At 71.5% G+C, this 14,231-nt stretch carries 15 protein-coding genes; 9 read left to right on the top strand and 6 right to left on the bottom strand.

Features of this window, described 5'->3' with window-relative positions; genetic code table 11:
* The first annotated feature begins 54 nt into the window (after nt 1-54).
* The 4 genes from CEY15_RS10160 (at nt 55) to CEY15_RS10145 (ending at nt 3,165) form a co-directional block, all read left to right on the top strand.
* Nucleotides 55-405 (top strand): DivIVA domain-containing protein, encoded by a 351-nt coding sequence (locus tag CEY15_RS10160; protein ID WP_095718341.1) that lies wholly within the window; start codon nt 55-57, stop codon nt 403-405.
* Between the two features lie 90 nt (nt 406-495).
* A complete protein-coding gene (locus CEY15_RS10155) occupies nt 496-663 on the top strand; it encodes a DUF3117 domain-containing protein (protein WP_081615186.1) in 168 nt (55 codons plus the stop codon).
* Nucleotides 664-742: 79 nt separating this feature from the next.
* On the top strand, nt 743-2,218 hold the full coding sequence (locus CEY15_RS10150; RefSeq protein ID WP_095718340.1) for a leucyl aminopeptidase family protein: 1,476 nt from the start codon (nt 743-745) through the stop codon (nt 2,216-2,218).
* Nucleotides 2,215-3,165, top strand: coding sequence for a putative RNA methyltransferase (locus CEY15_RS10145; RefSeq protein WP_245847508.1), 951 nt, complete (start codon nt 2,215-2,217; stop codon nt 3,163-3,165). Before CEY15_RS10150 ends, CEY15_RS10145 begins: the two co-directional genes overlap by 4 nt.
* Here CEY15_RS10145 and glgA read toward each other — a convergent pair.
* Nucleotides 3,154-4,320 carry a glycogen synthase gene (gene glgA / locus CEY15_RS10140; RefSeq protein WP_095718338.1) on the bottom strand — a complete coding sequence of 389 codons (1,167 nt, stop codon included), beginning with the start codon at nt 4,318-4,320 and terminating at the stop codon, nt 3,154-3,156. The genes CEY15_RS10145 and glgA overlap by 12 nt on opposite strands.
* A gap of 143 nt (nt 4,321-4,463) precedes the next feature.
* On the opposite strand from glgA, the gene glgC reads away from it, so the two are divergent.
* Entirely contained in the window at nt 4,464-5,690 is a 1,227-nt protein-coding gene (gene glgC, locus CEY15_RS10135; RefSeq protein ID WP_095718337.1) for a glucose-1-phosphate adenylyltransferase, read from the top strand.
* Between the two features lie 83 nt (nt 5,691-5,773).
* Here glgC and CEY15_RS10130 read toward each other — a convergent pair whose 3' ends face one another.
* The gene (locus tag CEY15_RS10130) at nt 5,774-6,382 is read right to left on the bottom strand and encodes an O-methyltransferase (protein WP_095718336.1); all 609 of its coding nucleotides are present in this window, start codon (nt 6,380-6,382) and stop codon (nt 5,774-5,776) included.
* Nucleotides 6,383-6,588: 206 nt separating this feature from the next.
* Between CEY15_RS10130 and sigE the strand changes: the two genes are divergently transcribed.
* The 4 genes from sigE (at nt 6,589) to tatB (ending at nt 9,877) form a co-directional block, all read left to right on the top strand.
* Nucleotides 6,589-7,212, top strand: a complete 624-nt coding sequence (gene sigE / locus CEY15_RS10125; protein ID WP_095718335.1) for an RNA polymerase sigma factor SigE — start codon at nt 6,589-6,591, stop codon at nt 7,210-7,212.
* A gap of 119 nt (nt 7,213-7,331) precedes the next feature.
* Nucleotides 7,332-7,751 carry an anti-sigma factor family protein gene (locus tag CEY15_RS10120; protein ID WP_095718334.1) on the top strand — a complete coding sequence of 140 codons (420 nt, stop codon included), beginning with the start codon at nt 7,332-7,334 and terminating at the stop codon, nt 7,749-7,751.
* A gap of 10 nt (nt 7,752-7,761) precedes the next feature.
* Nucleotides 7,762-9,315 carry a S1C family serine protease gene (locus CEY15_RS10115; RefSeq protein WP_095718333.1) on the top strand — a complete coding sequence of 518 codons (1,554 nt, stop codon included), beginning with the start codon at nt 7,762-7,764 and terminating at the stop codon, nt 9,313-9,315.
* A 61-nt stretch (nt 9,316-9,376) separates the two neighbouring features.
* Nucleotides 9,377-9,877 (top strand): Sec-independent protein translocase protein TatB, encoded by a 501-nt coding sequence (tatB, locus tag CEY15_RS10110; RefSeq protein ID WP_095718332.1) that lies wholly within the window; start codon nt 9,377-9,379, stop codon nt 9,875-9,877.
* A gap of 49 nt (nt 9,878-9,926) precedes the next feature.
* On the opposite strand, the gene CEY15_RS10105 is transcribed toward tatB, so the two are convergent.
* The 4 genes from CEY15_RS10105 to CEY15_RS10090 all read right to left on the bottom strand — a co-directional run bounded on the left by CEY15_RS10105 (nt 9,927) and on the right by CEY15_RS10090 (nt 14,221).
* Complete coding sequence (locus tag CEY15_RS10105) at nt 9,927-11,066, bottom strand: Mrp/NBP35 family ATP-binding protein (RefSeq protein ID WP_095718331.1); 1,140 nt, start codon at nt 11,064-11,066, stop codon at nt 9,927-9,929.
* A gap of 54 nt (nt 11,067-11,120) precedes the next feature.
* Nucleotides 11,121-12,173 (bottom strand): lytic transglycosylase domain-containing protein, encoded by a 1,053-nt coding sequence (locus tag CEY15_RS10100; RefSeq protein ID WP_245847505.1) that lies wholly within the window; start codon nt 12,171-12,173, stop codon nt 11,121-11,123.
* Between the two features lie 156 nt (nt 12,174-12,329).
* Nucleotides 12,330-12,881: a DUF1003 domain-containing protein gene (locus tag CEY15_RS10095; RefSeq protein ID WP_095718329.1), complete on the bottom strand. Its 552-nt coding sequence runs from the start codon at nt 12,879-12,881 to the stop codon at nt 12,330-12,332.
* Nucleotides 12,878-14,221 (bottom strand): magnesium transporter MgtE N-terminal domain-containing protein, encoded by a 1,344-nt coding sequence (locus CEY15_RS10090; RefSeq protein ID WP_095718328.1) that lies wholly within the window; start codon nt 14,219-14,221, stop codon nt 12,878-12,880. The genes CEY15_RS10095 and CEY15_RS10090 overlap by 4 nt, the downstream gene beginning before the upstream one ends.
* Nucleotides 14,222-14,231: the final 10 nt, after the last annotated feature.

The raw sequence follows: 14,231 nt of genomic DNA, 5'->3' as shown, positions 1-14,231 counted from the left end.
GCGGGTGTGCCAGACTGGGGGGGCCGGCCCGGAATCAGAGGGGGACTCGCCCGCATGCTCACCGTCGTCGTCTACGTGGTGCTCACCCTGATCGTCGCGGCAGCGCTGTTCGCCCTGTCGGTCGTGGTCTTCGGCCGCTCCGAGCCACTGCCGGCCGTGGCGCGGGGCCACACGGTCACCTCGCTGCCGGAGGGCCCGCTCCGTGGAGACGATCTGCGATCGGTCCGGTTCGGGATGTCCGCACGTGGGTACACGATGGCGGAGGTGGACTGGGCGCTGGAGGAGGCGGCCGCGGAGATCGACCGCCTCCGCGCGCGACTCGACGGCGCGGGAAAAGGCCCGCAGCCCTCGGACGAGGTGGGCCCAGAACGCGCTCCCGCGTCCGGGCACGGTGTGACGCGCTAGAATCGCAGCATCCATTCAGCAACACCGCACGTGGGCGCGGTCGTCCTCACCGGACGCGGTCCACTGCCAAGGACGAAGGGAATCGACCTGATGGCGGCTATGAAGCCCAGGACCGGTGACGGACCGATGGAAGCGGCCAAGGAGGGCCGCGGGATCGTCATGCGCGTCCCTCTCGAGGGTGGCGGACGCCTCGTTGTGGAGTTGACCCCCGACGAGGCGAGGTCGCTTGGCGAGGAGCTGACCCAGGCCATCTCCTGATCGTTCTCTGCTCTGTCGACTCGACGCACCCGACCCACGTGGCGGGTGCGTCGTTTCGGCTCTACGGAAGGTGAACCCGATGCCCGAGATCCCCTCACGTCCTTTGCCCACCGTCCGGGTGGTCGGCGGATCGGAGGCCGTCGACGGATGGCCCCTGGCCACCCGGCCCGCGACGAAGGACGGATACCTCCGTGGTCGCCCGGCGGAGGCGCGGACGAGCGTGGTCGACGGGCGGCCGGTGGTGGAGGTGGAGGTCGACGCGTCGTCCCCGCGCCCCGGCTGGGCGGGCACGGTGGACGTCGGGATCGGCTACCGCCGGGCGGGGGCGGCCGTGGCGAGGCACCTGCGCGACACGGGCAGGACCGAGCAGGTCACGGTCGCCGTCCCCGGGGTCGTGCCGGTCGACCGGCTGGGGGATCTGGTGCTGGGGTACCTCCTGGGCGCCCGGGGCCAGGACGTCTTCGCCGCCGATCCGACGCCGGTGCCACCGGCCCTGGTGGTGCGGGTGTCGACCGGGACGGGGACGGAGGACGACGACGAGGAGGGCGTCCGCGCCGCTGTGGCGGCCGCCGAGGACGCCGCACGGGCGACCGCCCTGGCCCGCGATCTCGCCGGCGCTCCCGCCGACCTCAAGACCCCTGCGTGGCTCGTGGCGCAGATGGCCGACGTGCTGTCCGGTGCCGGCATGAGGACCCGGGTGCTCGAGGGAGACGAGCTCGTCGAGGGCGGATTCGGCGGTGTCCTCGCGGTGGGTGGTGGGTCCGCCGCGTCGCCCCGGGTCCTGGTGGCGCGCCGACCAGGCCCCGGTACGCGCGTGCTGCTGGTGGGAAAGGGCATCACGTTCGACACCGGTGGGATCTCGGTCAAACCGGCGGACGGGATGAATCTCATGCGCACGGACATGGCGGGCTCGGCCGCGGTCGTGGCGGCCGCGGCCTCGTACTGCGCCGACGCGAGTGAGCGGTACGCCGATCTCGACGTGACCGTCGTGGTGCCCTCGGCCGAGAACATGCTCTCCGGTTCCGCGTACCGCCCCGGGGACGTGGTCACGCACGTGGGGGGTACGACGTCGGAGGTCACCAACACGGACGCGGAGGGCCGGATGGTGCTGGCCGACGCGTTGGTGCACGGCATCGCGGAAAGTGATCCGGACGTGGTCGTGGACGTGGCCACCCTGACCGGGGCGATGAAGGTGGCGCTCGGGATGCGGACGGGTGCGGTGATGGCGACCGACGACGATCTCGCGGACCGTGTGTCGGCGGCGGGTGCGGGGGCGGGGGAGCGGTGGTGGCGGCTCCCGCTTCCCGACGATCTGCGCCGGGCGGTCGATTCCGGCATCGCGGATCGGCGGCAGGCCCCCACGGGCCCGGGCGCCATCACCGCGGCCCTGTTCCTGGAGGGGTTCGTCGACGGTCGGCCGTGGGCCCACCTCGACATCGCCGGCCCGGCGCGCTCGCCGGAGGAGATCGACGAGGTCGGGCCGGTGGCGACCGGTTTCGCCACCCGCACCCTGGTGGGGCTGCTCCGGGATCTCGCGGACCGGCCGCGGCGGTGACCCCGGCCCCGGCCGCGCTGACGAGGGCGGTGCCGCTATTGCGGTGTCCGCAGTGCCGGGCCGGCCTGGAGTCGACAGGGGCCGGCGTGCGGTGCGGCGGCGGGCACGCGTTCGACCGTGCGCGCGGTGGTCATCTGACGCTCCTCGGCGCACGGGGGCGACGGTTCCCCGGCGACTCGGCGGAGCAGGTCGCCGCCCGCGAACGAGTCCTCGGCCACGGGGTGTTCGACGGTGTGGCCGAGGCACTGGTGGAAGCGGCGGTGGAGGGCGTGGCCGGGGTGGCCGGGACGGTCGGCTCAGCCGATCACCCAGTGGTCCTGGACGCCGGTGCCGGCACCGGGTTCTATCTCGACCGGGTCATCGACGCGCTGCCCCGGACCGGTGCCGCGAGTAGTGCGGACGGTGGTGCGGGGAGCGGTGGGGCCGCGGACGCTGCAGGAGGCCCGCTCGGGATCGGCACGGAACTCTCCGTCGCCGCCGCCCGTCGGCTGGCCCGCGTCAATCCTCTCGTCGCGGCTCTGGTCGTCGACACGTGGGACGGACTGCCCCTGGCGGACCGGTGCATCGATGTGGTCCAGGTGGTCTTCGCCCCCAGGAACCCCGCCGAGTTCGCGCGGGTCCTGCGACCGGGCGGGACACTGGTCGTCGCGGTGCCGGGCCCGGGCCACCTCGAGCCCCTGCGGACCCGCGCCGGAATGCTCGCGCCGGCGGCGGACAAGGCGCAACGCCTCGACACCCGACTGGCGGCGGGCTTCGATCCCGGCTCGGTCCGGGTGGTCGATGTCACCACGGCGGTCCCGGCGCGGATCGCCGCGGACCTCGCGCTCATGGGGCCTAGTGGTGTGCACCTGGACCGCGACGGCGTCGAGGCCGCGGTGGGGGCCGGCGACGCTCCCCTCCGCGTCCACGTCGAGGTGCGGTCCTTCCGCAGGTCGCTACAGGAGTGAGGCGTACATCGCGTGGGTCTGCTCGGCGATCGCCTCCCACGCGAACCGGGTCCGGGCCCGCTCCTGACCGGCACGGCCGAAGTCGGCGGCCTTGGCGGGGTCGGCCACCAGCTCGTTGACCGCGGCGGCCAGGCCTGCCTCGAAGGCGTCCGGGTCCGACTCGTCGTAATGGACGAGGATGCCGGTCTCGCCGTCGACGACGACCTCCGGGATCCCCCCGACATCGGAGGCCACGACCGCCGTGTCGCACGCCATCGCCTCCAGGTTGACGATCCCGAGGGGCTCGTACACGGACGGGCAGGCGAACACCGTGGCGGCGGAGAGGATCTCGATGACCTCCTCGCGCGGCAACATGTCACGGAGCCAGAACACACCGTCACGGGTGGACTGCAGATCGCCGACCAGGGACTCCATCTCGGCCGCGATCTCCGGGGTGTCCGGCGCACCCGCGCACAGCACGAGCTGTGCATCCGGGTGGAAGTCGCGGGCGGCACGGACCAGGTGGGGCACCCCCTTCTGTCGGGTGATGCGGCCGACGAACGCCACGATCGGCCGGTCCGGGTCGACACCGTGGCGGCGGAGGACGGAATCCTGGCCCGAGAACGTCTCGACCGGCGACCATACGGAGGTGTCGATACCGTTGAGGATCACGTGGATCCGGCTCGGGTCGACCTCGGGGTAGACGCGGAGGATCTCGTCCTTCATCCGCGCACTCACGGCGACCACCGCATCCGCATGGGCGAAGGCGTTGCGCTCGGACCACGACGAGACGCGGTAGCCTCCGCCGAGCTGCTCGGCCTTCCAGGGGCGGCTGGGTTCCAGCGAGTGCGCGGACACCACATGCGGGATCCCGTAGAGCTCCCCGGCGAGGTGGCCCGCGAGGCCCGCGTACCAGGTGTGGGAGTGGACGATGTCCGCCCCCTCCGCGGCCACACACATGCGCAGGCCCGCCGAGAGGGTGCGGATCGCGGGGTTGGCGTCCTCGCCCAGCTCCGGATCGGGGCGAAACGCCCGAGCGGTGTCCCGGTCGGCGCCCATGCACAGGACGTCGACCTCACACAGCGGCCTCAGGGTGGCCACCAGTTCGGTCACGTGGACGCCCGCCCCGCCGTAGACCTCTGGCGGGTATTCCCTCGTCATCATCGCTACTCGCACACCGGCCAACCTAGCCGCCCACGGCGTCCCCTGGAGCGTTGCGGGTGAACCCCGCCCGACCACGGGGTGTCCTGCCGGGGCGGTGCGGGGGCAAGTCCCGCGATGGCCCGCGTCGGCGGCCCGGAAATCGTTACGGTGGGTGTGTGAGGAACCAGCCGCACGTCCTAGCAATAGTCCTCGCCGGCGGCGAGGGCAAGCGACTCTTCCCGCACACGGCGGACCGCGCCAAACCAGCGGTCCCGTTCGGCGGGTCCTACAGGTTGATCGACTTCGTCCTGAGCAACCTCGTCAACGCCGGCTTCATGCGGATCTGCGTCCTCACGCAGTACAAATCGCACTCCCTCGACAGGCACATCTCGCAGGTGTGGCACATGAGCGGGATGGGCGGTGAGTACATCACCCCCGTCCCCGCGCAGCAGCGGCTCGGGCCGCGGTGGTACACCGGTTCGGCGGACGCCATCCTGCAATCGTTGAACCTGGTCTACGACGAGAGGCCCGACCACATCGTCGTCTTCGGGGCGGACCACGTGTACCGCATGGATCCCCGTCAGATGCTGGAGCACCACATCGAGACGGGAGCCGCGGTCACGGTCGCCGGGATCCGGGTCCCGCGGCGTGAGGCCTTCGCCTTCGGTTGCATCGACGCGGGGGAGGACGACCTGATCCGGGACTGGGTCGAGAAGCCCTCCGATCCGCCGGGGACTCCGGACGACCCGGACGCGACCTTCGCCTCGATGGGCAACTACATCTTCACCGCGGACGCGCTCGTCGACGCCCTCAAGGCCGATGCGGAGAAGCCGGATTCCACCCACGACATGGGCGGGGACATCATCCCCGCGCTGGTGGAACAGGAGCGCGCGTACGTGTACGACTTCGCGCGCAACCGGGTCCCGGGTGAGACGGAGCGCGACAGGGGGTACTGGCGTGACGTCGGGACCATCGACGCCTTCTACGACGCCCACGTGGATCTGGTCTCGGTGCACCCGGTCTTCAACCTCTACAACAAGCTGTGGCCGATCCGTACGCAGCAGGACAACCTCCCGCCCGCCAAATTCGTCAACGGTGGGATGTCCCAGGAGTCGATGGTGGGGGCGGGGACGATCATCTCCGCGGCCACCGTGCGCAACTCCGTGGTCTCCAACAACGTGGTCGTGGAGGACGGCGCCGTGGTGGAGGGCAGTGTGCTCATGCCCGGTGTCCGGATCGGCCGGGGGGCCGTGGTGCGCAAGGCGATCGTGGACAAGAACTGTCAGATCGGGGCGGGTGACGTGATCGGGGTGGACCATGAGCGCGACCGTCTGCGGTTCCCCGTCAGTGCCGGCGGCGTGGTGAGCGTGTCCAAGAACTCGGTCACGTCGCTACCGGGCTGAGACGGGTCGACGGGCACCGGCCGGCCGCCCGGTGCGGTGTGGACTAGCCCGGCGCGGTGTGGATCAGCCCGGTGCGGTGTTAATCAGAGGGTGACGACGGTCAGCCCGCCGCCGACGGGCAGGACGGTGGCGTGAGCGTGCTCGGGCAGGTCCGCTCCCTCCGGCAGCGGAGCGTGCTCACCGATCAGCACCAGCGCGCCACCGGGGCGCAGCAGATGGTGGGCCCTGGCCAGGACCCGGGAGACCGAGTGGTCCGGCACGTCGGCGACGAGCAGGTCGTAGGCCCCGTCGGCGAGCCTGTCCGCCACCTCCAGGGGCCGCGCCGCGATGTAGCGGGCGGCGGACGCGGGGTGGCCGGCGTCCCGCACCGCGGCCCGGGCCGCCTCCAGGTGGTGAGGGTCGTCGGTGATGCAGGTGACCACTGCCCCGGAGCCCTGTCCGGCTGCGGCCAGGATCGCCAACGCGGGGACGCCGGGGGCGGGGGAGATGCACACCGCGGCCCGGGCGCCGGTCAGTCTCGCGACCAACCGGATCACCTCGGCGGTCAACGCGTCCGGAGAGGCGGCCCCCAGTTCGGCCGCGTCCGCGCGTGCGGGGGCGTAGAGCGAGTCGTCGACCAGACCGGCGCTGCGACGCGCGAGATCGGTGAGCCGGGAACGGTCGGTGGCGGGGACATCAGTCGAATCGGGCACCTGATCAGCGTATCGCCGCGTGCGCGTACGACGTGTCCAACGCGCGGTGATCGGATCGGTATGAGACTCTCAGGGGGATCTCAGTACGGGTATACCGTGAGGACAGCCCGATGAGGGAGGGTGGGACCACGTCGCTCCACGAGGGTGCGGCGGAAAACCGCGCGGGCGACTTGCGAGGATCCCGCGCCGGAAGGCGGCGGCAGCGCATGTACTCGCAGACCGTGCACGAGACGTCGATCCTCCCCGGCGGGGACCACGACGAGGCGGTGGGGACCGCGCGCTTCGACGCGAGCGGCGACGCCGCGGACATGCCGTCCTGGTCCCAACTCGTCGCCCAGCACGGGGACAGGGTCTACCGCCTGGCCTTCCGGCTCTGCGGTAACGCGCACGACGCGGAGGACATCACCCAGGAGGCGTTCATCCGGGTGTTCAGGTCCCTGGACAAGTACAAGCCGGGCACCTTCGAGGGGTGGATGCACCGCATCGTCACCAACCTCTTCCTCGACATGGCACGACGCCGGTCCCGGATCCGCTTCGAGGCTCTCCCCGACGACGCCGAGCGGGTGCCGGGCCGGGAACGCAGTCCGGAGCAGGTCCTCTCGGAGGAGACCTTCGATCCGGTCCTCCAGACCGCCCTGGCCAACCTCTCGCCCGAGTTCCGCGCGGCGGTGGTGCTGTGCGACATCGAAGACCTCAGCTACGAGGAGGTCGGGCGCATCCTCGGGGTGAAGATGGGGACGGTCCGCAGCCGGATACATCGGGGACGGTCCGCCCTGCGAGCCGAACTCGAGGCGGCCGGTGTGACCGGGGTGCACCAGGGCATCGACTGATCTCGCGGGGTCTGCGGGGAACCAGCGGCGCCCCCGGCGCGTTGATCCCCTCGGACGGTGGGAGCACCGGGCGCCGGCCGGGATCCGGTGCCGAGGCAGACGGACGAGAAGGGGCGAGGGTGGACCGACACCAGGCGGGACGCGGGTCCACCCCCGAGTACCGGTTGTCCCGGGATTCGGTCCGTGAAGTCGCCGAGAGCACGCCGCCACCTCGCGGGGGACACCACTTCCTGTCCACCGACCACCTCTCCACCGAAGCGGCGGCGGCATACGTCGACGGGTGCCTCCCCGCCGCCGGAAAGGTCCGCGCGGACGCCCATCTCGCTCTGTGCGCGCAGTGCCGCCGCGAGGTGACCGACCAGCAAGACGCACGTCGGGCTCTCCGCGGTTCCGGACCCATCCACATGCCGGGGGACCTGCGCGAGCGACTCCGACGCCTCGGGGAGGGCGCGGCCGAGGCCGTCCCACCGGTCCCGGAGCCCTCGTCGGGCAGCCGATGGTCGAGACTCCTGCGCCGCCTGCGCCCGTCCGGCCGTTAGGCTGGGCCGCGTGGAGGATGAGAATGGAGTACCCGGCCCGGCGGGGCGGGGTGCGGATCCCGACCGGCCGCTCCGCGAGCCGGCCCCGATCCACAAGCCCGAGGTGGACGACGCCGCCGCCGGGCTCTTCTCCCGTCCGCCCGGGGTGACCGGGGGAGTCGATCCCCGGCGCCCGGCGTCTCCGGACGAGCCCTCGTCACCGGACCCCTCGTCACCGGACCACGCGTCCGGGCCGGCGCACAGAGACGAGTCCGACTCCGCGCTGGCCGCCGCGTTCGGCCCGTCCGGGGACACGGACGGGGGGATCGAGCGACACCCGTCGTGGCAGGACCAGACCGAGGAGCCGCCACCCGCATCACCCGACCCCTGGCGCGATCCCCACGCGCCCGTGGGGTTCGGTGCACCCGCCGTGCAGCCGACCGAGGAGTTCGGGCCCCAGGACCTGTCCGGTGACTCTGTGCCCCCGCCCCCGAGGCTGTCGCTCTCCGAGGCCCTGTTCGAACGGCGACTGAGTCGGCAGGCACTCGCGGGAGCAGCGGCCGCCGTTGCCGTCATCGCCCTCGTTGGTGGCGGGATCGGAGCGGTCGTCGCCGATTCGGCGCGAGTGCTCACCACATCGACCGTCCGCATCGCCGACGCGCCGACGAACGTCCTGCGGCCTGACAACCCGGTCGGTGAGGTCGCCCAGCGGGTCCAGCCGGCGGTGGTCAACATCCAGGTCTCGACTCCCTCTGCGCGGGGTGAGGGCTCCGGCATCGTCATCGACCCGCAGGGGTACATCGTCACCAACAACCACGTCGTCACGATGGACGGAGCCGCGGACCGGGCGAACATCGACGTCGTCTTCCCGGACGGGACCAGGGCGTCGGCCGAACTGGTGGGCCGCGACCCGGCGACCGACCTCGCGGTACTCAAGGTCGACGGGGTCCAGAACCTCACCGTGGCGACACTCGGGGATTCCGAGCGGGTCGAGGTGGGCGAGCAGGTGGTGGCGATCGGTTCGCCCCTGGGCCTGGCCAGGACGGTCACCGAGGGCATCGTGTCGGCCACCGAGCGGCCGATCGCGCTGGGGGAGTCGACGTCCGACGGGGACGTCGTGATCGACGCCATCCAGACGGACGCGGCGATCAACCCCGGCAACTCGGGCGGTCCGCTCATCGACGCCAGCGGGGCGGTGATCGGCATCAACACCTCCATCTTCACCCGGTCCGGCGGGTCGATCGGCCTGGGGTTCGCGATCCCCGTCAACGACGTGCGCGCGATCGCGACCTCGCTCATGACCGAGGGGTCCGTGCGCCATGCCACGATCGGTGTGAACGCGCGCAAGGCGGACAACGGCAACGTCGAGGGCGCCGAGCTCGTCAACGTCCGGGAGGGCTCTCCCGCGCGCGAGGCCGGCCTGCGGGAAGGCGACGTGGTGACGATGATCGGTGAACGTCGGGTGCGTTCCTCCGACGAACTCATCGTGGCCGTCCGTCGCGCCGGCGCGGACGTGGACGTCCCGGTGGAGGTCATCCGCGACGGATCACGGATCGAGGTGACCGTCCGGCCCGTCCTCGCCTGACTCCGCCGTGGTCCGAGGTCGTGGTGACCAGGGGCGCCGGGACGACGTATCCTCAGAGACGATGTTCTCAAACGTGGGTTGGTCCGAGCTCCTGGTGTTGGGCGTGATCGCGCTCGTCGTCCTGGGGCCCGAACGCCTGCCCGAAGCCGCCCGGTGGCTCGCCTCCGCGATCCGCAAGGTCAAGGAGTTCGCAGGGACCGCCCAGCAGCAGCTGCGCGATGACTACGGGGCCGACTTCGAGGAGTTCCGCGAACCGCTCAAACAGCTCAGCGACCTGCGGGGCATGAGCCCTCGCGCGATGGTGACCAAACACCTCCTCGACGGGGACGACTCCCTGTTCACGGGCGATTTCGGCGCAGCGGCGCCGGCAGGGGGCCCACAACCCGCCGGCCCCCAGTCCACCGGGCCACAGTCGACCGGACCGCAGCCCACCGGCTCCCAGTCGGCCGGCCCCCAGAGAACCGGACCCCGCCCGGCCGTCCCCGGGTCGAGCGCGCCGACCCCCCCGTCCTCGCCCACGTCTCCGGGCGCCGCGCTCACCTGGGACCCGGACGCCACCTGAGCCACCCGCATCCGTCCCGTCGGACGGGTCGTGACCGCAGTGGCGACGGTCAGAGGTGGCGGGTGGTGTCGATACCGAGGTTCATCCCCGCCAGGCCCCGGGGCCGGACCGCGAGACCGTCCGCGATCTCCCGGTAGGCCCGGCCGGACGGCGAGTCCGGTTCCGCCAGGACGATCGGGGTGCCCTCGTCGCCGTGCTCGCGGACGGCCTGCTCGAGCGGTACCTGGCCGAGCAGCCGGACCGGCGCCCCCACCGACCGGGAGAGGTTCGCGGCGACCTCGGCTCCACCGCCGGTGCCGAAGACGTCCATGCGGGTCCCGTCGGGCAGTTCGAGCCACGACATGTTCTCGATCACGCCCGCGATGCGCTGACGCGTCTGCAGGGCGATCGACCCCGCCCGCTCGGCCACCTCGGCCGCCGCCTGCTGTGGTGTCGTGACCACGAGGATCTCCGCCGACGGGATGAGTTGCGCGATCGAGATGGCCACGTCACCCGTGCCGGGCGGCAGATCCATCAGCAGGACGTCGAGGTCCCCCCAGTACACGTCGGCGAGGAACTGCTGGAGTGCGCGGTGCAACATGGGGCCACGCCAGACCACCGGGGTGTTGCCCTTGGTGAACTGGGCGATCGAGATGACCTTCACGTCGTGTGAGACCGGCGGCAGGATCATCTGCTCGACCTGGGTGGGTCGCGCGTCGGTGCCGAGCATCCGGGGGATGGAGTGCCCGTAGATGTCCGCGTCGAGAACCCCCACGGACAGCCCGCGGGACGCCAGAGCGGTCGCGAGGTTGACGGTGGCGGTGGATTTACCCACGCCGCCCTTGCCCGAGGCGACCGCGTACACCCGGGTCAGGTTGCCGGGCTGGGCGAACGGGATGACGGGCTCGGCCGCGTCGCCCCTGAGGTGTTTGCGGAGTTCCGTTCGCTGCTCGTCGTTCATCACGTCGAGGTCGACCACGACCTCGCCCACACCGGCGACGTCCGCGACCGCGGTGCGGACCCGATCCGTGATGGTGTCCCGCATCGGGCACGTGGCCACCGTCAGGTAGATGCCTATGTCGACCCGGCCGGAACCCTCGTCGATGCTGACGCCCTTGACCATGCCGAGCTCGGTGAGCGGCTTTCGGATCTCCGGGTCGTCGACCTTGGCCAGGGCGGCGCGGATCGCTTCTTCGCTGGGTGCACTCATGATGCCCCCGAGTCTAGGCGTCGGGGTGGGGGCGTCGGGGTGGGGGCGGGCGATTCAGGCGGGTGGTGGCGCGCAGAACGGCGCGATGCAGGGGAGCTCGAAGACCGGCAACGCGGGTGGGGCCGGGGCGACCTGTGCCGGCGGTGCGGGCGGCCGAGGAGCCGGGAAGTTCTCCGGGGACGGGGACGGGGACGGTGGTGCGGGCTCCGTGGGCGGGGCGGGCGTCGGGGTCACCTCGGTACATCCGGGCACCGGGGCACCGGGCTCTCCGGGCTCTCCCTGCCGGGGAGGCGCCGGCGGGGCGGTGGGCCGCCCCACCCAGCCGTCCGGGCAGTGTTCGGGGGTCGCCGGGGGTTCCACGATCGGCTCGGGCTTGTGGATCTCCGGCAGGTCCGCGGGCAACGGGTAGGCGTTGACGGCGTACCCGTGGGCCCAGGCGTTGACGTTGGCGACGTAGGCGAGCGAGTTGTTGTAGGCGAGGATGGCCCGGGTGCGCGCAGCGGGGTCGCCCATCGAACCGCCCTGTCCGCACAGCAGGGTCGCGGCCGCGAGAGCGCCGTCGTAGATGTTGTTGGGGTCGGCAACACCGTCGCCGTTGCCATCCCTGCCCAGCACAGCCCAGGTGGACGGGATGAACTGCACGGGCCCGACCGCCCGGTCGTACTCGGTGTCTCCGTCGAACCTCCCACCGTCGGTGTCGGTGATGACGGCGGTTCCGGGCAGCGACCCGTCCAGGCGGGGACCGAGAATCCGACCGATGGTGTTGCCCTGCGCATCGAAGCGGCCCCGACCCTGGTTGGACTCGACCTGACCGATACCCGCGAGGATGGTCCAGTCCATCTCGCACTCGGGCTTCTCGATCGTGAGGCGGTCGGTGGCGCGGTGGTAGGCGTCGAGGGCGATCCCGGGGATGCCCAGGGGGCCGTCGGGAATCGTCGCCGGCTCGATGTGTGCGGCCCCGGGATCGTCCGTCTCGCTCGGCGGCGGTGTCTCGGTGGTCGGGGAGGTGGTACCGGATGCGGTCGTCGGATCCTGGGCCGCGGTCTCGGCCGCCTGGACGATGCCGGATGCGCCGGTGGGCCGACTGTGGTCCATGGTCAGGCTCACGGCCGTGAGTATGCCGATCACACCCACGGCGACCGCCGCGCTGGTCAGTGCCCGTCGATCAGTATCGTGCGCGATCTTGCGCAAAGCTCCCCCTACAACGTCCGGACGGTGTCTCGAGCGGGGTGCGTCGTGACATCGCTGCCGTGCGGGTCGACGCTACCTCCGGCCCCTGGTGTCTGAATCGCTTTTGACCGGTTCGGTGTTACCGCCATCACAATCCCGGGTCGCGAGCAGGGCCTCGATCCGCTCGACCGAGCTCTTGAGGTCGTCGAGCTCGCGGCGGAGGTAGTCGCGGGTGACCGTCTCACCCACGGAGAGCCGGACGGAGGCCAACTCGCGGGCCAGGAACTCGGTGTCCGCCTTGGTCTGGGTCGCGCGCAACCTGTCCACGGCGATGGACTCCTTGTCCCGGTCCTCCTGCCGGTTCTGTGCCAGCAGGATCAACGGCGCCGCGTAGGCCGCCTGGGTGGAGAAGGCGAGATTGAGGAGGATGAACGGGTAGGGGTCGAAGCGCAGCGCCACCACCGTGACGTTGATGAGGATCCAGACGATGACGACGACCGTCTGGATCAGCAGATACTGGCCGGTTCCGAAGAAGCGTGCGATGGCCTCGCTGTATCGACCCACGGCGTCGGGATCGACGCTGATGCGGGGCCGCCGTGAGGTGACGGGGGTCGAGAGAGTCGAGCGTGTACCGGGTTCGGTCACCGACGTCCCTCTCTGTTGTCGTGCAGGTCCATGTCACGCCAGTCCTCGGGGAGGAGGTGATCGAGGAGATCATCGACCGCCACCGCCCCCAGCAGGTGCCCCTCGTCGTCGACGACCGGGCCGCACACGAGGTTGTACGTTGCGAAGAACCTGGTCACCGAGTCGACCGAATCCGTGGGGCGCAGGGTGGACAGGCTGGTGTCCACGGTCTCGGCGACCATCGTCGACGGCAACTCCCTGAGCAGTGCCTGGATGTGGACACAGCCGAGGTACTTCCCCGTCGGGGTGGCCGTGGGGGGCCGGACCACGAAGACGAGACTCGCCAGCGCCGGGCTCAGGTCGGGATTGCGGCAGTGGGCCAGGGCCTCCGCGACGGTCGTCTGCGGCGACAGGATGATGGGCTCGGGGGTCATGAGCCCGCCGGCGGTGTCGGCGTCGAACGTCAGCAGGCGCCGGACCGGAGCGGAGTCGTCCGGGTGCATGAGCTCGAGGAACGATTCCGCGTCCTTCTCCGGCAGTTCCCCCAACAGGTCCGCGGCGTCGTCGGGGTCCATCGCCTCGAGGACGTCCGCCGCCCGTTCGAGTTCGAGCCGGGTCACGATCTCGGTCTGCTCGTCGTGGGGGAGTTCCTGGAGGATGTCCGCGAGCCGCTCGTCGTCGAGGGTGCGGGCTACCTCGAGCCGGCGCACCTCGGGCAGTTCCCGCAGGGCGTGCGCGACGTCCGCCGGCCGGAGATCGGCATAGCGTTCGACCAGGCTCTCGGCCCCGTGTTCGGGGGTGCCGATGGCGTCGTCGTCCAGCCCCTCGATCCGAGCCCACGGCTGGATCGACACCGGCCCCCGGCGACCGAGTGGTCCGCGCCCGCGTCGAACCCGGACGGCCAGACGGGAGACGAGCCAATCGCGGGTGCGCTGCTGCTCGATCTCCACGTCGACCACCTGGTAGCGCGCCGCCGGCGCCGACAGGGCCGTGCCGGCAGACCCGGACGCGCCGGGGGACGCGATGCCGGTCGTACTGCGGTCCGGATCGACCCCGACGATCGAGTCCACCAGCGCACCGAGCACGAGGTTCTCCCCGGGCCTGGACTGGAACCGGTGAAGATTGATGGTTCCGGAGATGAGCGCGACCGAACGGGGCTCGACCGCCGCGACCCTCAACATCGGGACGAAGATCCGCCGACGGGTCGGAAGCTCCACCACCAGTCCGAGCACCCGGGGCTGCTTGTGCCGGGCACGCATCGTCACCACGACGTCACGGATCCGCCCGATGTCGTCCCCGTCAGGGCCGATCACGGGCAGTCCGGCTAGCCTGGCGACGAAAGCCTTGTTGAGGTTCGCCATGCGGACCAGG

The organism is Dietzia natronolimnaea (assembly GCF_002289575.1).
GTDB lineage: Bacteria > Actinomycetota > Actinomycetes > Mycobacteriales > Mycobacteriaceae > Dietzia > Dietzia natronolimnaea_A.
Note: the sequence above shows the minus strand (reverse complement) of the source record. Positions and strands in the feature narration are given on the sequence as shown.

What these genes read in the sequence shown, in the direction of transcription:
- CEY15_RS10105 (WP_095718331.1), bottom strand. Translation starts at nt 11,066, where the DNA reads ATGAGTGCACCCAGCGAAGAAGCGATCCGCGCCGCCCTGGCCAAGGTC.
- tatB (WP_095718332.1), top strand. Translation starts at nt 9,377, where the DNA reads ATGTTCTCAAACGTGGGTTGGTCCGAGCTCCTGGTGTTGGGCGTGATC.
- CEY15_RS10160 (WP_095718341.1), top strand. Translation starts at nt 55, where the DNA reads ATGCTCACCGTCGTCGTCTACGTGGTGCTCACCCTGATCGTCGCGGCA.
- CEY15_RS10150 (WP_095718340.1), top strand. Translation starts at nt 743, where the DNA reads ATGCCCGAGATCCCCTCACGTCCTTTGCCCACCGTCCGGGTGGTCGGC.
- CEY15_RS10090 (WP_095718328.1), bottom strand. Translation starts at nt 14,221, where the DNA reads ATGGCGAACCTCAACAAGGCTTTCGTCGCCAGGCTAGCCGGACTGCCC.
- CEY15_RS10155 (WP_081615186.1), top strand. Translation starts at nt 496, where the DNA reads ATGGCGGCTATGAAGCCCAGGACCGGTGACGGACCGATGGAAGCGGCC.
- sigE (WP_095718335.1), top strand. Translation starts at nt 6,589, where the DNA reads ATGTACTCGCAGACCGTGCACGAGACGTCGATCCTCCCCGGCGGGGAC.